This window comes from Candidatus Chloroploca mongolica (assembly GCF_004762035.2).
Taxonomy (GTDB): Bacteria; Chloroflexota; Chloroflexia; order Chloroflexales; family Chloroflexaceae; genus Chloroploca; species Chloroploca mongolica.
This window is the reverse complement of the sequence record NZ_SIJK02000036.1, coordinates 1-19,168: the sequence shown is the minus strand read 5'-3', so window position 1 is coordinate 19,168 and position 19,168 is coordinate 1. Positions and strand designations below refer to the sequence as shown.

General features: G+C 57.1%; 15 protein-coding genes and 1 riboswitch. Of the genes, 8 read left to right on the top strand and 7 right to left on the bottom strand.

What is annotated here, in order from left to right:
* The first annotated feature begins 39 nt into the window (after positions 1 to 39).
* From EYB53_RS17665 to EYB53_RS17650, 4 genes are all read left to right on the top strand, one after another.
* Positions 40 to 528, top strand: a complete 489-nt coding sequence (locus tag EYB53_RS17665; RefSeq protein ID WP_129670563.1) for a DUF1269 domain-containing protein — start codon at positions 40 to 42, stop codon at positions 526 to 528.
* Between the two features lie 133 nt (positions 529 to 661).
* Positions 662 to 1,315 carry a hypothetical protein gene (locus EYB53_RS17660; RefSeq protein WP_135479735.1) on the top strand — a complete coding sequence of 218 codons (654 nt, stop codon included), beginning with the start codon at positions 662 to 664 and terminating at the stop codon, positions 1,313 to 1,315.
* Complete coding sequence (locus EYB53_RS17655; RefSeq protein ID WP_135479734.1) at positions 1,315 to 2,409, top strand: hypothetical protein; 1,095 nt, start codon at positions 1,315 to 1,317, stop codon at positions 2,407 to 2,409. Before EYB53_RS17660 ends, EYB53_RS17655 begins: the two co-directional genes overlap by 1 nt.
* Positions 2,410 to 4,173, top strand: a complete 1,764-nt coding sequence (locus EYB53_RS17650; RefSeq protein ID WP_135479733.1) for a hypothetical protein — start codon at positions 2,410 to 2,412, stop codon at positions 4,171 to 4,173.
* A gap of 62 nt (positions 4,174 to 4,235) precedes the next feature.
* Here the strand turns inward: EYB53_RS17650 and EYB53_RS17645 are convergent, their stop codons facing one another.
* On the bottom strand, positions 4,236 to 6,437 hold the full coding sequence (locus tag EYB53_RS17645) for a TRAP transporter permease (protein WP_135479732.1): 2,202 nt from the start codon (positions 6,435 to 6,437) through the stop codon (positions 4,236 to 4,238).
* Between the two features lie 105 nt (positions 6,438 to 6,542).
* Positions 6,543 to 7,646: a TAXI family TRAP transporter solute-binding subunit gene (locus EYB53_RS17640; protein WP_135479731.1), complete on the bottom strand. Its 1,104-nt coding sequence runs from the start codon at positions 7,644 to 7,646 to the stop codon at positions 6,543 to 6,545.
* Between the two features lie 495 nt (positions 7,647 to 8,141).
* On the opposite strand from EYB53_RS17640, the gene EYB53_RS17635 reads away from it, so the two are divergent.
* From EYB53_RS17635 to metX, 3 genes are all read left to right on the top strand, one after another.
* Entirely contained in the window at positions 8,142 to 9,449 is a 1,308-nt protein-coding gene (locus EYB53_RS17635; RefSeq protein WP_135479730.1) for an acyl-CoA dehydrogenase family protein, read from the top strand.
* Positions 9,450 to 9,581: 132 nt separating this feature from the next.
* Positions 9,582 to 9,749: riboswitch (SAM riboswitch) on the top strand.
* Positions 9,750 to 9,861: 112 nt separating this feature from the next.
* Entirely contained in the window at positions 9,862 to 11,148 is a 1,287-nt protein-coding gene (locus tag EYB53_RS17630) for a homocysteine synthase (protein WP_135479729.1), read from the top strand.
* Between the two features lie 89 nt (positions 11,149 to 11,237).
* Positions 11,238 to 12,380: a homoserine O-acetyltransferase MetX gene (gene metX, locus EYB53_RS17625; RefSeq protein WP_135479728.1), complete on the top strand. Its 1,143-nt coding sequence runs from the start codon at positions 11,238 to 11,240 to the stop codon at positions 12,378 to 12,380.
* A gap of 63 nt (positions 12,381 to 12,443) precedes the next feature.
* Here the strand turns inward: metX and EYB53_RS17620 are convergent, their stop codons facing one another.
* Positions 12,444 to 13,178, bottom strand: coding sequence for an RNA polymerase sigma factor (locus EYB53_RS17620; RefSeq protein WP_135479727.1), 735 nt, complete (start codon positions 13,176 to 13,178; stop codon positions 12,444 to 12,446).
* 147 nt (positions 13,179 to 13,325) lie between these two features.
* Entirely contained in the window at positions 13,326 to 14,285 is a 960-nt protein-coding gene (locus EYB53_RS17615) for a glycosyltransferase (RefSeq protein ID WP_135479726.1), read from the bottom strand.
* A 98-nt stretch (positions 14,286 to 14,383) separates the two neighbouring features.
* Here EYB53_RS17615 and EYB53_RS17610 point away from each other — a divergent pair, with 98 nt between their 5' ends.
* Complete coding sequence (locus tag EYB53_RS17610; RefSeq protein WP_135479725.1) at positions 14,384 to 15,301, top strand: YecA family protein; 918 nt, start codon at positions 14,384 to 14,386, stop codon at positions 15,299 to 15,301.
* A gap of 56 nt (positions 15,302 to 15,357) precedes the next feature.
* On the opposite strand, the gene EYB53_RS17605 is transcribed toward EYB53_RS17610, so the two are convergent.
* The 3 genes from EYB53_RS17605 to mltG are packed head-to-tail and all read right to left on the bottom strand — an operon-like array spanning position 15,358 to position 18,062.
* Positions 15,358 to 16,104, bottom strand: a complete 747-nt coding sequence (locus tag EYB53_RS17605; RefSeq protein ID WP_135479724.1) for a prepilin peptidase — start codon at positions 16,102 to 16,104, stop codon at positions 15,358 to 15,360.
* Positions 16,105 to 16,106: 2 nt separating this feature from the next.
* Complete coding sequence (gene aroE / locus EYB53_RS17600; RefSeq protein ID WP_135479723.1) at positions 16,107 to 16,958, bottom strand: shikimate dehydrogenase; 852 nt, start codon at positions 16,956 to 16,958, stop codon at positions 16,107 to 16,109.
* Positions 16,959 to 16,994: 36 nt separating this feature from the next.
* Entirely contained in the window at positions 16,995 to 18,062 is a 1,068-nt protein-coding gene (mltG, locus tag EYB53_RS17595) for an endolytic transglycosylase MltG (RefSeq protein WP_135479756.1), read from the bottom strand.
* Positions 18,063 to 19,168: the final 1,106 nt, after the last annotated feature.

Here is a 19,168-nt window from a genome sequence, read left to right as displayed (position 1 = left end):
TGTGCGATCGTGTCGTTTGCAACCTAAGGAGGTTCTTGTATGTCCGCTTTGACTGTGCTGAAGTTCCCGACCGTGGACGGTGCCGAGAAGATGCTCGATACGCTGGATAGTCTGCAGAAGCAGCAGTTGATTACCATTATTGATGCGGCTACTGTTGTCTGGGCTGCCGATAAGAAGAAACCCAAAACTCGCCAGCTCCATAACCTCGCCGGTATGGGTGCGCTCAATGGTATGTTCTGGGGCATGCTCTTTGGCCTGCTCTTCTTCATTCCGTTTGTTGGTGCCGCGATCGGTGCCGCAACCGGCGCTCTCACCGGTAGCTTCGCTGATGTTGGTATTGATGATCGCTTCATCAAGGAAGTTCAGGCCAAAGTCACCCCCGGTACCTCTGCCCTCTTCTTGATGAGCACCGGCGCGGTTCTCGACCGGATCAGTGAGGCCGTCAAGGGCCAGGAATTTGAGTTGATCGCCAGCAATCTCTCGACTGAGCAGGAAGCGAAGCTCAAAGAGTACTTCAGCGAGGAGTAGGCTCGCACATGTCGTGGATCGTATGATACGAATGATGCAATACGCAGGCATAAGCCTGCGTATTGCATCATTCGCGTCCTGACCCTGATCGTACACATGCCCAGTTCAGATACATAGAGAAAAAGGCAGTGCCGTGTTTGAATTTCTTGGCTATGTGCTCCAGGGTATCGGTGGGGCGCTTCGCCTTAATCCCCGCGTCTTTGAAGTGGTCGAAAGCTATCCTAATACCAACTGGATCATTCTGGTGATTGCGGTTCTCGGTGGGGCCTCAATGCTCGTTGGGCAGAGTGTCATTCTCTTTGTCAATCGGGTGCGGCCCGGTCGCTTTGTCCTGAGCCTGGTGGTCAATGGCATTATTTTTGCGACCTCGCTGCTTATCTGGGCGATCGCGATCTGGGTCACTGGCCAGGTGCTCTTTCCGAATGATATTCCGTTTCGTACCGTGATTCGTCTCGTTGGCCTCGGTGCTACGCCCTATCTCTTTGGCTTTCTGGTGCTGATCCCGTACCTCGGTACGTTCATTGGCCGTGTGCTCTCGGTCTGGAGCTTTCTGGTCGTACTTGCGGGCATTACCTTCCTCGCTAATGGCGCCCTCTGGCCCGCGCTTGTCTGTGTTGGCCTCGGCTATCTCCTTGTAACGGTCGGCAGTGCGACCATTGGACGCCCTATTCTTGCGGTTCGTAATTGGCTCTTCAAGACCGCTGCGGGGACGACCTTTGATCTGGCGCTTGATGATGTCCTGGATCGTTTTGCCAATGAGAAATCACCCCCCAAAGGAGGCCGCTGATGCTCTCATTCCTCTGGTTGCTCTTCATTGGTGCCGTTGTCCTGCTCTTTCTGTCGGCTGCAGTTGCTCCCTTCGAGAGCCTCGGTTGGTGGGCCGGTTGGTTTGGTGAGAGCAAAGCGCCCCCTGTGCCCGGTCACGTCACGCCTCAGTTGGCCGATATTCCTGAGAGCAAAGAGGCCCATTTTCTGGTCTATCTCTCGGGGATCGGGGCGATTGATGCGGCCGGTATTCCCCAGGAAGAGATCGATTGGGGCAAGATGGCGCTCAAGCGCCTCTCGAATACGACCGTGGTGCCTGATGTCTATCCCTATTCCGTCACCAATGCCGGTCTCACCAACGAACGCGCCTTTGCTCGTATGTGGGGATATCTCGAAAAGCGTCGTTTAAAAAATCCTTACGATTTGCTTCAATTTCTGATTAATATTCGTAATATGTTTCAAGTGGCGATCTCGGCTGATCGACGCTACGGGCCGATCTATAACCTGGGGGTGGCCAATGAGATTGTTGAGGCGCTGCAGTTGCGTGGCTATCGAATTGGCAGTGGCAAGCCCGTGACGATTATTGGTTTCTCGGGTGGGGCGCAGATTGCGATTGGTGCCGCGACGTTTCTCAAGCCGTTGCTCCGCCAGGCTCCCATCCGTGTTATCTCGATCGGCGGCGTGATGAGTGATGACATCGGCATTAAAAATCTGGCCAAACTCTACCATCTCTGGGGTGACGATGATCCCCTCCACGGTCTCGGTGAGAAACTCTATGCCGGGCGCTGGAAGTGGTTTCCGCAGAGCATCTGGAACCAGGCGCTCTACAATGGGGTCATCGAGTTTGTCCCGATGGGCAAGATGCATCACAATGGTTCGACTAACTATTTTTCCTGGGTCGCGTTTACCCCTGATGGTCACTCGCATGCTATCGCGACAATCGATACGATTGGCGATTTGCTTGTGCGTGATAATTTAATCGATGCGACCGATCTCCAGGCCGCACGCGTTGCGACTGAAGCCGAAGCTAAGGCGTATGCCGATGCCCGCGTCGCTGAGGTTGCCGAAGCCAGGGCTGAACGCGAGGCGAAAAAGAAGAAGCAAAAGGTGGCCTAAATGACGACCGTCAGCAATTATCAGCGCTATCAAGCGGCTACCTTCAATCAACCCGCTTTCTATCCGCTTCAGCAGGTACCCGATCCTATCCGCTACCAACCACTTGGGGCCTGGCTCGGACGCTTGATCTTGCCTTCGCTCGCTGAACGTGAATTGGTGCTTGGTTGTTGGATCGAGCTCGAACACGTACCCGCTGCCTATCAGGATCTCCTGGCGGCCAGGGTGCGCCTCCGCTGGCTCCCGAACCTGACGCTCAATGCGCGTTTCTGGGGGGCCACCCGCAGTGTCCATATGAGCGAAGATTCGCTTAAGGCGATCGAGGCGGGTACGGTGCTTGCCGAACGGGTCAATGGCTGGGAGTATGTCAATCCACTTGAGTCGCTCGCTGGGGCGCATCCACTCGATGATCTCACGGTGCGCCTTGAAGGCCAGGTGACGGTCGACCGTCAGCCTGCTGATGGTGGCCCCCCAATCATCTTTGTGACGACCGAACCAGTTCAGGTCACCGGTCGTTTCTATGCGCTGGTACAGTTTCTCGGGCCTTCAGGCGACGGTGATGCCTATCGTGTGCGCCACTATGATCAGGCATCCAGTTCGTTCACTGGCCCCGAAGAATTGGTGCGCATGCCCGAGGTTGTGCCCGATAGCTTCGGTGTGACCAATAGCACCGCCTCTGGCATCGAGCACTCGCCCCTCAATGCGCAAGGCTGGTATATCTATGGTGCCCAGGATGCCGAGGGTGCTTTTGTCGTACGAGCGCTGGCCCCACGCTTGATGCTGCGCCTCGAACCCCAGAGTTACGCCGATCGTACGTCGGAGTGCATGGAGTATTTGAAGCCTAAACAGTGGAAGCAGGCTGCCGTCAAGGGCCAGGCCACAACGGTGTTGCTTGCCGGGGATGGCATTACCCCTCACGCGGCTCGTGCTGCCTGGCAAGCCGGGGATCGTGCGCTGGTGATCCATCTCTTTGGCGGCATCGGGGGCGAAAAACGCGAACCCGCCGCCCGCACGCCGCTCTACTGGGGCCATGTTGCCTTTGGCCGTGCGACGGTGATCCTTGAGCCACTCGCGAATGAATTGAGCTTTGATCTGGTCTATAATCAGGTCTATGCCCACAATGTTGATGGCCTGACCGCAGGTTCGATCCACTATAGTCGTTATAGCGGCGATCGCCAGTTAGGTTGGGCCGGGGTGCGCCCGATCCAGGATGTGCTGATCAAGCACCCTGCCGTGACTGATCCGTTTGAACTCGGTGGTCAACCTCTCGCCGCACTCGATCTGATCCTGCGTCAACTAGAGGTGATGACGGCCCGGTATCGCATTGCCGATGGCCGCGGCGGTACCAGTGTCGGGGCGGCCAATAATTGTGCCCAGGACTCGGCCCAGGCGCTCTATGCGGCGATCCGCAATACCGGCCGTCTTTTGCGTGATCGGCCTGATCTCCAGGCGGCCCTTGCCAATACACCCGAAAATGCCCGCCGCCTCGAGACCCTCCTCTCGCTCGGCAGCGATGTGCGCGAAGTCCTCACGCCCTGGGGCGCACGCGAAGATTGGGAATATGATCTGCCCATCCTCGGCAGCGGTGGCACGCCACTTAAAACCCTTGGCAAAGCTGTACGGAGCTGGCGCACTGTCCTGCCGCCCGTCATTGCCCGTGCCCTGATCGAGGTTTTTCTCAAACGGGGTGCCTCGGCCTGGGTCTTGCGCAGCAGCCAGATTGGTGGTCACGACCCCAGCATCGAGCCAATTGTCCCGAACGTGTAATATATGTTAGGCACAAAAAAAGCCAGCTACGCTGGCTTTTTTTGTGCCTAAAACAATTGATCTCACGTTACTGGTTGGGCTGGGGCAACGGGTTTGCCCCGGCGCTTCACATCATAGTACTGCCAGAACCAGACCGAAGCAAAAATCGCAATCCCGATCAGATCAGTCGCCAGATTGGGCCAGAAACAGAGGAAAGCCCCGATGGCGGCAATGGTCCATTCCCACCAGGTTGTTTGCCGTACCAGATAGAACATCGAAACCGCCGAGAAGGCAATCGTGCCCATAAACCCTGAGAAGAAGGCGAGCGCTACCTCACCCCACATCATCTCTTGCAGCGGCTGACCGCCATGCCCAATCAGCAGAATCGCCGGGCTGAAGGCAAAGAGGAAGGGCATAACATAGAGTAACTTGGCAAACTTAAAGGCCGTCCAGCCTGTCTTCCAGGGATCAGCCCCGGCAATTGCGGCCCCGGCATAGGCAGCCACACAGACCGGCGGGGTAATGTTGCTATCCTGGCTAAACCAGTAAACAATCATATGCGCCGCGATCAAAGCTACCCCCAGGTCGGTCAGCGCAGGCACCATAATCACCGCCGTGATCAGATAGGCTGCTGTCACCGGGACACCCATGCCAAGCACGAGTGACGCCAGGCCAATCAGCAGGATGGCCAGCACTACGTTGCCGCCCGCAAGGTCGGTAATGATCTTGGCAAAACGCCCACCGATACCGGTGGCATAAATGGTGCCGACAATCATCCCGATCACACCCACCGTGGCCCCGATCACCAGCGTATCACGCACACCCTCTTCCATCGCCTCAATTACACTGCGTACGACGCGTACGGTACTTCGCCCAATCGCCTGCAGCATACTCCCGCCCAGCGCTGCGGGATTCTTGAAGTCAGCGGCATTGTTGGGCATCGTATACATCAGCGCCACACACGAGAGGATCGACCAGAAGGCCGAATATCCTGGCGAGAACCCCGACATCATCATAATGACCAGCACCAGCAGCGGCACCGACATATACCACTCTTTACGAATGATATCGATAGCCCTGACCCCGGTCTCAATCCCGCGCAGGTTGTACTTCTTGGCCTCAAAGTGAACCATGGTCAGCACCGAGAGGAAGTAGAGAATCGCGGGAAAGATCGAAATAAGCACAATCGTCGGATAGGGGATCGCGGTCAATTCGGCCATCAGGAAGGCACCCGCCCCCATCACCGGGGGCATAAAAGCACCACCGATGGAAGCTGAGGGCTCAATGGCCCCCGCAACGTGCGGGCGAAAGCCCGAGCGCTTCATCAACGGAATTGTAAAAGCTCCGGTACTGACGGTATTGGCAATCGCACTCCCTGAAATTGAACCAAAAAGCGCTGATGAAATGACCGCGACCTTGGCTGGCCCGCCGACCGATCGTCCCGCCAGGGCAAGGGGGAGATCAATAAAAAAGCGGCTTGCGCCTGATTTGCGGAGGAAAGCTCCAAAGAAGATGAAGAGAATAACATACGAGACCAGGACATTGGCCATGATGCCAAAGACACCCTCTTGATCAAAGAAGAGCGTGGTTGCTGTTCGCTCAGCCGAGCGTCCGCGGTGGGCAAAGGTGCTCAAAATGGGGATATCATAGAGCACACTGCCAAAACGCAGATAGAGAATGAACATACCGCCGATAATGGTCATTGACCAGCCAAGCACACGGCGGGCAATCTCAAGTGAAATCAAGAGCCCAACTGAGGCAACAATATAATCGTTGTAGTTGTAAGCCCCGGCACGAAATTGAAGTTCCTTGAAATTGAGAATGTAATAACCAACGACACCAACAGTCAAGGCCATCAAGATGAGATCAATCAAGCTTGGCCCCGAAGTTGGCGCAAGCACCATCCGCAGCCAACCTGGCAGCCGCTCAAGGATGTTCTCCATCCATGGACGTACTTTGCTTTTGCGTGGAATCGCCGGATAAAGCAGCAGAATCAAGATGAAGGTTAACATCACATACAAGCCGCGCTGCCACTGTACCGGGGCCGGTAGCGTTCCCGCAGTATAAATATAAAAACCAGCCATGCCAACCGAGATTACCGAGACAACCATTGCCCAGAACCGATTGAGTTGACGGGTGGAGGGCTCCTCTTTCTCGACAATTGCACGTAGCTTTTCGTCTTGAATCACATCCTCAGTACTCGGAGTGCTCAAGGCAGCCAGGATTGCCTGCGGATCTTCTTCGGGTTTTTTCTTTTCCGGTTCGGGGGCGGACTGTCCTGCCATCACTCCTCCTCATCGAGTTGGCCGTTAGATTGCGCAATGGTGTTACCCACCAAGCCTTGTGGATAACACCATTGCTGCGTTTAAGCGAATATACCTGTTAACCTGTTACTTCAACTCATCCGGGATCGTCACGCCCTGCTCTTCCCAGAAGCGCACAGCCCCGGGATGCAACCGACTCCCGATGCCGGTAATGCCATTTTCGAGGGCGACCTCGCTTGCCGACGGGTGGGCGGCCCGCAAGCGGCTCATCCCATCATCACCAAAGACCGTTGTCAACGCATTGTAGACAACATCCTCAGACACATCGGCATTGGCAACCCATAGCGCCGTGTCCTGGAAGCTCGGCACATCCTCATCAACACCGGTGTATGCCCCGCCAAGCAGATTGCGTGCCGAGTAGAAGGGGTAGGCCTCAAAGAAGCCACCCTCAACGCCAGGATTGTAGACGTCGATCAGTCGAATGTCGGTAACCGTGGTTGCTTCGGTCACTGAAGCATTGGGGAAGCCAGCCAGGATCCAGAAGCCATCAAGCTGACCATCGCCCATCGCCGAAGCAGCCTGCGAATAGCCGAGGTATTCAACCTGCACCTGATCAATCAGACCCATATGGGTAAAGTAGCGCTCGGCAGAGAGCGCCGCACCCGAACCCGCGTTGCCCAGCGCAATGCGCTTGCCAGGCAGATCGGCCACACTCTGAATGCCACTGCGCTCAGAGACGACCAGGTGGATCACACCACCATAGAGGGGGGCCACCGCCAGCACACTGGTGTACTGGGTCGGATCCTGGGGCAATTCGCCAGCCGCGCCAAGGGCAACGTCGCCCGCGTACACGATGCCAAACTGGAAGTCACCCGAGTTGGTGCTCCGCAGGTTCTCGGCTGAACCACCCGTACCTTCAGCCGTGATCTCTAGGTTCGGATCCGCATCAGCGACAATGATCGCTAGCGTATCGGCATACACCTGAAAGACCCCACCGACTGGCCCACCACCAAACGAAAGCCGCAACCGCTCTGTTGAAACTGGTGGCGGTTCAGGTGTGGCAGCGGGGGCTTCGGTTGGTGCTTCAGCCACGGGAGCATCTGTTGCTGCTGGAGCCGGTGCCTCAGTTGGCGTTGCAGCTGGTGTTGAACCACAGGCCGCGAGGATTAAGGCCATGACCATCATCAAGACAACGACCATCAACCCACGTGTCGAACGAAAGCTTCTCATCTAACCTACCTCCTTGTCAAATTCCTACGACCGCGTCACTGCGATAACTAGTTGGGCCGGTCTGATCTTGAATGAATCGATCAGACCCGATGAGAAAGATCTATGCTGGGGGAGGCTTGTGCATCATTATGTAAGAGAGTCTGTGTGTGTGCGGAGTATAACCCGCATCAAGTTCGCTTGTCAAGCGATGACATAACGTTGGGTGCTCGCTGGAGGCGTCAGCCCTCCCAAGAACCTTGCTTGTGCTGGCGAAAACGGCTCGCAAAGCGGGCCGTTTTCGCCAGCACAAGCAAGAATTGCCAGGCGTCAGCCCAAGCCATATAATTCCTCTCATTGACAGTTGTTATGCCGGTGTGCTATAACATGTATAACGCATTGCGTTAAATGTGTTGTCGACGCGTGATCGGCGCCTCCCAACTTATGGCGGAGCGACGATGATCCGCCGACCGACGACAGTGTTGTCGCCGGCGGCACGCTACTTATCGGAGGAGATCTATGGCTCCCGTCACGCTACCCTTTGCTGGTCTCTCACGTCTGTTTCAACAAGTGAAATTCCCTGGTGGAGTCAGTCCGCAGGAGATCGGCCTGCTGCTCAAGAGCATTACGAGCAAACGTCGTCCAAAACATTTGCCGCCGGTCAATGGTGACTTCTACGATATTCTTGATGTGTTGTCCGATGAAGAACGTGCGATCCAGATGGCAATCCGTACGTATATGGAGGAGCGCGTTCGCCCGGTGATTGGTTCTTATTGGGAACGTGGTGACTTTCCGCACGAACTCGTGCCTTCGTTTGCCGCGATGATCCAGAATACCTTTGGCTCGCGCCCCTATTCGCTTGATGCCCTTGGCCCGGTCTTGACTGGCATTGCTGCGATGGAACTCGCACGGGTCGATCCTTCGATGTACACCTTCTGGGGGGTTCATTGGGGCCTCTCAATGGGCTCGATCTGGATGTTTGGCTCGGATGAGCAAAAACAGCGCTGGCTGCCCGCGATGGAACGCTTTGAAAAGATTGGCACCTGGTCGCTCACCGAGCCTGAGGTTGGCTCGGCGACGGCTGCCGGTCTGCTGACGACGGCCCGTCGCGAAGATGATGTCTGGATTATCAATGGTGCCAAAAAGTGGTGCGGCAATGCGCCAATCGCTGATCTGAATGTGGTCTTTGCCCGTGATGTGGCTGATAATCAGGTCAAGGGCTTTGTGGTCGAACGTGGCACGCCCGGCTACCATGTCGAGAAGCTTGAAGGCAAAATCGCGCTCCGGGTGGTGCAGAATGCCAATATTCAACTCCAGAATGTGCGCGTTCCCGAGGCCAACCGGCTCCCCGGGGTCACTGCGTTCCGCGATGTCGCCCGTCAGTTGGCGATGGCTCGCGCTATTGTCGCCTGGGCAATGACTGGTACGGCTATGGGTGCGTATGAACGTACCCTCGCCTATGCCAATGAGCGCATTCAGTTTGGCCGCCCGATCACCGGTTTCCAACTCGTGCAGAGTGGCCTCGTTTCGATGCTCGGCAACCTTACCGCGATGCAGTCGCTCTGTCTGCGCCTCAGTCAGATCGCTGCCCGCGATGGCAAGCTTAGCCACGAACGGGCCTCGCTCGCCAAGGCCTTCTGTGGCGAAAAGATGCGCGAAGTTGTCGCTACTGGTCGTGGCTTGCTCGGTGGCAATGGCATTTTGCTTGAACACGATGTCGCCCGCTATTTCGCCGACGCCGAGGCACTCTATTCCTACGAGGGTACCCACGAAATGAATACCCTTATCGTTGGTCGGGCCATTACCGGCATGAGCGCCTTTATTTAGGCGCATAGCTCTTCACGCCTTGCTTTAGGGAGGGTGACGGTCATTTGACCGTCACCCTCCCTAAAATTCCCTCTTGACAATCTCGCGTCAAACTGTTATATTTGAACCCAGCACACGAACAACTAGACGCGCGGCTCATCCAGAGCGGTGGAGGGAACGGCCCTATGAAACCGCGGCAACCACCTGGAAGTCTGATGCTTTGTATACGCTCGCTTGCATATAGCGGGTAGCATATAATCTGCAAAGCGTTCTGCCCAGGCTCGGTGCCAATTCCGACAGAAAACATCTGGAAGATGAGCGGCACGCTGCGCCGATCTTCTACCTGAATCGCGAGTGTCTGCCCTCATCGAATACCGATGAGGGTTTTTTGTGTGTTGTTTTGTTCGCAATCTATGCTATAAGGGGGCTTCCTATGGCCGATGATCAGCAGTTTACCGGTTTTGAGACGCTAGCTTTGCATGGTGGGCAGGTTCCTGATCCGACAACGGGCGCACGCGCAGTGCCGATTTATCAGACGACATCGTATCAGTTCCAGGATACCGATCACGCTGCTCGCCTTTTTGGTCTGCAAGAGTTTGGTAATATCTATACCCGGATTATGAACCCAACGACCGATGTCTTCGAGAAGCGGCTCGCGCTGCTCGAGGGTGGCGTCGGTGCCCTTGCCCTCGCTTCCGGTCAGGCTGCTGAAACCCTCGCGATCCTCAATCTCGCCGGGACTGGTGATAATCTTGTTGCATCAACCGATCTTTATGGTGGTACCTATAATCTCTTCCGCCATACTTTGCCCAAACTTGGCATTACAACCCGTTTTGTTGATGGTCGTGATTATGAGGGTTTCCGTCGGGCGATTGATGGTCGTACCAAAGCCTTCTTCCTCGAACTCGTCGGCAATCCGAAGCTCGATGTGCTCGATCTCGAGCGCATTGCCGCCATTGCCCACGAGGCTGGCGTCGCGGTCATTGTTGATGCGACTACTGTAACCCCTTATCTCTGGAAGCCCATCGAACACGGGGCCGATATTGTGATCCATTCGGCTACCAAGTTTATTGGCGGCCACGGCACCAGCATTGGCGGGGTGATTGTTGATAGCGGTAAGTTCGATTGGGCCAATGGCCGCTATCCCGAGTTTACCGAACCCGATCCTAGCTACCACGGGCTTGTGTATACCCAGGCCCTCGGCAATCTCGCCTATATTATCAAGGCTCGCGTCCAGGGGCTCCGTGATCTCGGTGCGGCGATCAGTCCCTTCAATTCCTTCCTCTTGCTCCAGGGCCTCGAGACGCTGCCCCTCCGCATGGAACGCCATTGCCAGAATGCGCTCGGCGTTGCTCGCTGGCTCAGTGAGCACCAGAAGGTTGCCTGGGTCAACTACCCTGGCCTCCCCACCCATCCGAGCTATGAACTGACCCGCAAGTATCTACCGAAAGGTCAGAGTGGCATTCTTGGCTTTGGTATCAAAGGCGGGCGCGAGGCAGGCCGGACCTTTATCAATAACCTGCGCCTCTTCTCGCATCTGGCGAATATCGGTGATGCCCGTAGCCTCGCCATTCATCCCGCCAGTACAACCCATAGCCAGCTTACCGCTGAAGAGCAACAACTGACCGGGGTGTCTGATGACTATATTCGTCTTTCGATTGGCATCGAGACCCTGGATGATATCCTCGCCGATCTCGACCAGGCGCTCGCCAAGGTGTAGGTGTGATCGATGGGAACCAGTGGCGACCGAAGGGCCACTGGTTCACCCTCCAAGCAAGTAGTGTAAGTCAGTATCGTTGAGGTGTCTCTATGACTGCTGTGGCAACCGAGCGTGTTTTTGATGGTGTTGGTCTTGTCCAACGGCAATATTTTACCTGGACTGAGCCGCTCGCGCTCGAGAGTGGCAAGATGCTTGGACCTGTAACGCTTGCCTATGAGACCTATGGACAGCTCAATGCTGAGCGCAGCAATGCGATTCTCTTGCTCCATGCCCTTTCGGGCGATGCGCATGCCGCTGGTTTTCATGGCTCTGCTGAACGCAAGCCGGGTTGGTGGGACATGATGGTCGGCCCGGGCCGCCCCTTTGATACTGATCGTTACTATATTATTTGCTCGAATGTTATTGGTGGGTGCATGGGGTCGACAGGCCCTTCCAGCCGTGATCCGCGTACGGGTCGTCCCTATGCGACTCGTTTTCCTGTGCTCACGATTGGCGATATGGTGCGTGCCCAGGCCCGCCTGATCGATGCGCTCGGCATCGATCAGTTGATGGCCGTCGCCGGTGGCTCGATGGGTGGCTTTCAGGCGCTCGAGTGGATGACCAGTAACCCTGAGCGCGTTCGTAGCGCGATCTTGATTGCCACCGCTGCGCGCTCAGGTACCCAGACCATCGCCTGGAATAGCATTGCCCGCCGGGCCATTATGAGCGATCCGCGCTGGCGCAATGGCGACTATTACGGCTACGAGCCTCCCGTGGATGGTCTCGCCCTTGCCCGTATGCTCGGCCATGTCACCTATCTGAGTGAACCCGCGCTTGAGCAGAAGTTTGGGCGCCGCCTGCAGCATAATGACGATCTCGCTTTTAGTCTCGAACGCGAATTTGCCGTCGAAAGCTATCTCGATTACCAGGGCGATGCCTTTAATCAGCGTTTTGATGCGAATTCATACCTCTATATCACGAAAGCGATGGATTACTGGGACTTGCCGGGACGCTATGGCAACCTCGATGTCGCTTTCAATCGGGTAACTGGCAGCACGCTGCTCATCTCGTTCAGCAGTGACTGGCTCTATCCTACCGCTGAGTCACAGGCGATTGCCGATGCCCTCACCCGCCGTGGCCGTTTCGTCGAACACGTTGACCTCCCCGGTATTGCTGGTCACGATGCCTTTTTGCTTGATGCTGAAGCGCAGGAGCCGATCATCAACGCTTTTCTTGATGATGTTGGTTGTTAGAGATACATAGCATGCACAAACGGCGAGCTTCGCTCGCCGTTTGTGCATGTTGGGGGATCCTGGTTAGTAGAGTTCACGGAGCATCGCGTGCCGCCGCAGCCGGTTCAGGACGATCCGCTTGATTGCGTAGATCTCGTGAACATCACTGAAAAGGGTTTGCCAGCGTTCGTAGATCTCACCCGGTTTCATCCCGAGTTGGTACGAACAACGTACGACTAGACGCTCGATTTCACTGGTGAGTTGAGCTTCGATCAGTTGCCAGAATTCTTCCCGCCCCACGCGTTCCGTCGCCTCTTCATCGGCGTGCGCCATGCGCTGATCGTTCCAGTTCACCGCTTCTTCGGGCAGCAAATCGGCATAGGCCTGGCTTCGCGCTGCATCAATCACCACACACGAGGCACACCGGCGGAGATAGTTGAGCAGCGCCGCAAGATTTGGAAAGGCATCAAACCGCTCGGCTGGAATGGCCCTCCAGAAACGGGTAAAAGCTTCGCTGACAAAAAAATCACTCGTCTCGCCACTGACCGTGAAGGCTCCGGTACGACGCACCCAGTGCTCGACCAGGGGGGCATAATGTTCAAAAAGAAACGTCCATGCCAGTTCATCACGCTCAACTAGGGCGCGCCGGAAGAGTTCATAGGCAAAGCGTGCATCATACTCTTCGTGGTTGTAAAAACGACGCCCTTCCGTCTGGGCGCGACGGGCGAGACTCGTCAGATCCATCTGCCGTGGGTCATATGCCACGGTTGAAGGCGGGCTATACGTTGCGTTTGTGGTTGGTATCAGCTGCGCGTTCATTCCTGGCCTCCTCTTCGGCATTCCTGCGTGTGAGTTCTAAGACCAGTGTAGTTTGTCGGCGCAGCGATGTAGAGGCCGAAATCCTCCTGATTACCTGACGAAAAAAGGGGGAAGCCTACGTTTATTCCCCCTCGTACTATTGAACTCCTAGCGCTTGAGCCTTCGCTTCTTCAGGCGCCCTACCGGGTAGCCCGCCATTTTGGCGCTGTCGCCAACCACTCGGATCACTGGTACGAGCGCCAGGGCGGCCAATTGTTCCAATCCCGGGCGCCCCTTCAGGCGCTTGAGCAGTCGCCGGTACGGGCCATACGTGTACGCACCGAGCCCCAGGGCCAACAGTGCTGCACTCGGCCCGCGGAGCCTGGGCACGTAGCGGGCCGCCGTGAGCATCAGGGCGGTGCTGCTATAGACCAGGTAGCGGATGGCGTGGCGTTTGGGCCACAGCCCTGCCATGCCGTCGCCGCGCGCATAGAAATAGTATTGGCGGGCAAAGGCACCGAGCGAACTGCGTGGGCGAAAATAGACCAGCGCCGAAGGTGCAAAGGTACGTTTGAACCCTGCCTGCTCGGCGGCCTGGGCAAAGACCAGGTCTTCGCAGTGACTCAGCCACTCCGGAAAGCCGCCGACATGCTCCCACAGGCTCCGTCGAAAGGCCATTGATTTGCCAAAGGGCATAAAACGGGCTGGATCGATCTCGTCCAGATCACGATAATTGACCGCCCCCAGGGTCAACTCAAAGAGCGATTGAGGATCGGCCTGAAAGAATCCGCCGACAAGATCTGCTTCATCGCGCTCGATTGGTGCTACAATCGCCTCAAGCCAGCCCGGATCGAGGCGCAGGCCAGCATCCGTGCAGGCAATGATGGTGCCGCTGGCCTCGCGGATGGCATGATTGCGTCCTGATGAAATCGAATTTCCGCCTGCCACCAGGCGGATGCGTGGCTCGCGGGCGGCATACGCACGGACAATCTCTGGCGTTGGATCACGACTGAGGCAATCATTGATCACAATCTCGTCGGGAAGGCGATGTTGCGCCAGCATCGAGTCGATCAAGGCACCGATCGTTTCCGCTTCGTCACGTACGGTACAAATAAGTGAAATAGACATAACGTATTGCTCCGTGCGAGGGTGACAGCCCTCAAGTTTCTTTCTTTGGCTGGTATCAACCAGCTATGCTGGTTGGTACCAGCGCAAAAGGAGATGGTATGAGCAACCAACCAAAGCGCAAAGCCCCCAAACTTGGCCGCAATGATCCGTGTCATTGTGGCAGTGGCAAGAAGTACAAAGATTGTCACTTGCCCCTGGAACAGGCCGAACGGACTGAGCAGATGCGTTTGCATCAGGCGCAGGATACCCTCTTGCCACGCATTATCGAGGCGGCGCAGGCGTTGCCGATGCAGTTTCCCCTGGCGCTTGAGCGTTTCTGGCAGGGCAAATATCAGGTCGAGCAACTCGATGAGCTTGATACGCTGGAAGATCGAGGCGCCGAGCGCTTTCTCACCTGGTTTGCTTTTGATCTGCGCCAGGAAGATGGCCGTACCCTGGTTGAACAACTCGCGGACGATGAAGCGTTTGAGCTTGACCCCTACGAGCGCCGTCTCTTGCAGACCTGGACAACCGTCCGCTTACGCCCGTATCTTGTCGAGATGATCAAAAAGGGCAAGGGTGTTATCGCACGCGATCTGTTGAGCGACGCGACCTACGAACTCGCTGATCACAAAGCCTCGCGTCGCCTGGAGAGTGGCGAAGTTCTCGTCGGCCACCTGATCCCCGTGGAAACCCCCGTTGGCGCCGAAGCGCCCAACTATTACCTAGCAGGTGCTGCGGCGCAACTCACCGACGACACAGCTGAAACCCTGGTGGCCTTTGCCGAATTGCACCTGGCCGACCTCCGCCGGACGCTCCCTGATGCTGCCTGGGCCGACCTGATCAAGGAACGGAGTGAAATCTTCAACCATTTTGTCACCGCCTTGCCGACCGAAGAACGCGATCCGACGATCTTCGACCGCATCATCAGCGACGGTCAGATTGCCCTCAAACTCACCGCAGCTAATCTCGCCGAACTCCTCGGCCGCAAACCACCCGACGAAGAAGAAGAAGCTGACTCCTCACCCTCCTCCTAATGCTTGTGCTTGCGTTGAAAAAAGCCAGCTACGCTGGCTTTTTTCAACGCAAGCAATTACCCACCTATCCCGCCGGAGGCAATAAAGAGAATCACCCCCAGGCAAAGATAACTCCCATAGGCAATGTAGGTTGGCGTTGGCCGCCCAGTCGCCCGCACAATGAGAATTCCCGCCGAGACGATGCCCGCCAGGATCATCCCCGTAAACAGCGCTGCCCCAAGGTGCAAGAAGCCGACGGCAGTGCCAATAAAGATCGCCAGATAGACATCACCAAGGCCAAAGGGCACGCCTGCTGAAGGAAAGAGCATCCGGGCAAGGAGATAAAAGAGGAGGAAGACGAAGCCGCCCGCCAGCGCACCAAGGATCATCAGACGCCAATCGATCATGCCCGTCACCAGGCTGAAAAGAAACGCGACGATGACCCCGCCAAAGATCACCGCAGTATAAATATACCGGTAGAGCCAATCAATTGCCCCGGTGATAACTAGTACGGCGCATACAAAGGTCAGATAATAAAACGCTGGCCCCAACCCGTAGAGTTGATAGAGCCGCAGCAGCGTGAGGCCACAGACGACCTCAACAAATGGGTAGATCCAGTGCAGTGGTTGCCCGTTGCGCGCGCGACCACGTTGCAGCACCCAGCCCACAACCGGGATGAACTGCCACCATGTCAGCGCTTCACCGGTGCGTGTACAACGCGGCCATCCGAGCAGCCTGCCTTCGCGTGGAATGCGCACAATCAGCACATTCAGCAGGCCACCCAGAATCAGCCCACTCAGTATGACCAGGAGTGGGGTACCCATGCCTAACGCAACGCCCCCCACATAACCTCCAACGGCGCCTCACGTCCCGTCCAGAGCGTAAAGCCGATCGTGCCCTGATGTACCAGCATGCCCAACCCATCACGGGTCTGGGCTCCACGCGCTGCGGCTTCTTGCAGCAAACGTGTCGGGCGGTAGACCATATCATAGACAAGGGTGTGCGTCCCAACAGGCGGATCGGGCAGCGGCGTTTCGTCGCCATGCCAGCCCTGTGAAGTGGCATTGAGTAGCAGATCGCAGGTAGTCAGGTACTCGGTCAACTCAGGATCATCCAGCCCCAGGGCAATCAAGGCAGGTGGCGGTTCACCGGTTGCCGTCAGGCCATCATCATCGGTGATCGTCAGCAACAGATCTGCCAGCAACTCTTCGGCGCGTTCGGGCGTACGGTTCGCAACCACGAGCGTATCAACTTTGGCCTCGGCGAGACCGAAGGCTGCGGCGCGGGCGGCCCCGCTGGCCCCCAGGATCACCGCCAGGCGCCTCTCGGGTGCAAACCCGGACGCGGCGAGATCGGCCATCAGCCCGGGGGCGTCGGTATTTGTACCGATCAACTCACCAGCTGGACTCTTATAAATCGTATTGACTGCCCCGATCTGCGCAGCGAGCTCATCAATCCCGTCTAGGAAAGGTATCACCGCCTGTTTGTGGGGCAGCGTAATATTCGCCCCAAGGTACTCAGCGCCACGGAGGGCGGCAATCCGGGCGGCAAGCTCGGCGGCAGGTGTATGCACCGCCTCATAGCGCATCGCGAGGCCTAGGTGCGTCAGCGCCGCATTGTGCATCAGATGGGAGCGGCTGTGGGCGACCGGGTCGCCAATTAAGATAATTTTTTGCATCCTCGATCCTTTGACCTGACCAGAAGCCCGACAGGTCTACTGACAGGCCAACCACTCGGCCTCGTACTGCAAGAAGTCAGCGAATGAGGCCGCAAAATTGTGTGAACCATCAAGTTCGCAACTGGCGACAAAAAAGAGATAACCATTTGCATCATCGGGTTGAGCGGCTGCTCGTAGCGCATCAAGCCCCGGTGAGGCAATCGGACCTGGAGGGAGACCGGGGCGCAACCGTGTATTGTACGGGCTTTCAATCTGCAGGTCGGTCATCGTCAGATTTTTGCGCCACCACGTTTGTTCAACGGTACTATAGCCTACTGCATATTGTATCGTTGCATCAGCCCCAAGTAATCCGCCACCGACAATTGGTGCATTCTCGGGCTTGAGCCGGTTCCAGAAGACCCCGGCGATCAACGGCATCTCATCAACCAGGGCCGACTCGCGCTGCACAATCGAAGCCATCGTAACCAGTTGATGCACATTCACATTAGGCACCTGGACACTGCGCTCGATCGTTGCATACTGCTCGACAAAACGATTGAGCATGCGGCGGATCACGTCATTGGGATTTGCCTGTTGCGGAAAACGGTAGGTATCAGGGAAAAGATACCCTTCAAGGCTCGCCCCATCAGGCAAGCTACTCAGCAAGAAGAACTCGTTACGAAAGCGAGCGCCATCGCGGGCTGCTTGCAAAAAAACGGTCGCCTCAACAATTTCTGCCGCTTCGAGCGTGTCGGCAATCTCTTCGAGGCGCATCCCTTCGATGAACCTTACCTGCACATCCTCGATACGTGCGGTCTGCAAGGCAATAATAATCTGACTCATCGTCATCGTCGGACTCAGCACATAACGCCCGGCCTGCAGGCGCCCATCGAGATCCTGGCTACGACTGAGCCATGTAAACAGTATCGGCTGACGAATCAGCCCCTGACTCCGCAACTGGGTAGCTATTTCAGATGTACTTGCTCCTGGCCTGATCACAAATTCAACCGGCTCACCACGCGGGTCAGCCGGGGCACGTAGTTCATTCAACGCGGCATAGCCAACGCCAGCCACTACGAGCGCGATCAGGGCGACGCCCAGCATAAGGGCGCGCACGTGTCGCATCACAATAGATCCTCCTGGTACCTGTCTTGTTCTCGTTCACCACGTCATTATACCACTGACATTCAGGCCTGGGCCTGATACCTGTGACAACGAGGGTTCGCCCGCACAAGCGAGTTTCTTGGAGGCCGCAGGTCCCCTGCGCAAGCCCTGCACACAGGCCAGGGCGATTGCATCTTCCGTGCATGCACCCCACCAGGGCACCCCTTGCGGGTGCCCGTACACCGGGTCCGGCCCCCGGACCGGTAGGCTTTTGGGGGTAGGGTTTTTTATCCAAGCGCCGAGGGAGCGACATGACGTTCGTTTTTTTCGCACGAAGGTGGCGGTGTCGTTGGCCAAGGTTCGGGGCACAAGCGTCGCGGCATGGGGATGGGTTGCTGGTTCAGTGCCCGCACCAAGGGGTGCCAACGCCAGCCATGTCATTCCGAACGGCGTGAGGAATCTTCGCTGATGCCCATGGAAGACCCCTCGCTGCGCTCCTAAGCAACAAACCGTGTTGTCGGCTCCAGCGTGTCCTCTGTCATTCCGAACGGAGCCGTAGGCGCAGTGAGGAATCTGCACGGATCGTCATGGAAGACCCCTCACGTTCGTTCGGGGTGACATGGGCGGGCCGGTGCAACACACTGGTTTCTCTCGGCACCACTGGCCCGCGGGCCATTTGATACTCGGGGTGCCACGGCGAGCGCGGCGGGGGTGCCAACGCCAGCCATGTCATTCCGAACGGAGTGAGGAATCTTCGTTGCGGCGCATGGAAGACCCCTCGCTGCGCAGCGGGGTGACACGGCGGGCGCAGCGGGGTGACACGGCGGGCGCGGCGGGGGTGCCAACGCCAGCCATGTCATTCCGAACGGCGTGAGGAATCTTCACTGCGGCGCATGGAAGACCCCTCGCTGCGCAGCGGGGTGACAGGGCGGGCGCAGCGGGGTGACAGGGCGGGCGCGGCGGGGTGACACGGCGGGCGCAGCGGGGTGACACGGCGGATGCCTTGGGGTGGTTCAATGCCCGCACCAGGAGGACGCTCCACCCCAGACGAACGAGCCGGAGGCAGCGGGGACGTCCGGTCGGCGTGCTTCCCAACAGGGCGTGCCGATCCGGCCGATCGCCGCGGT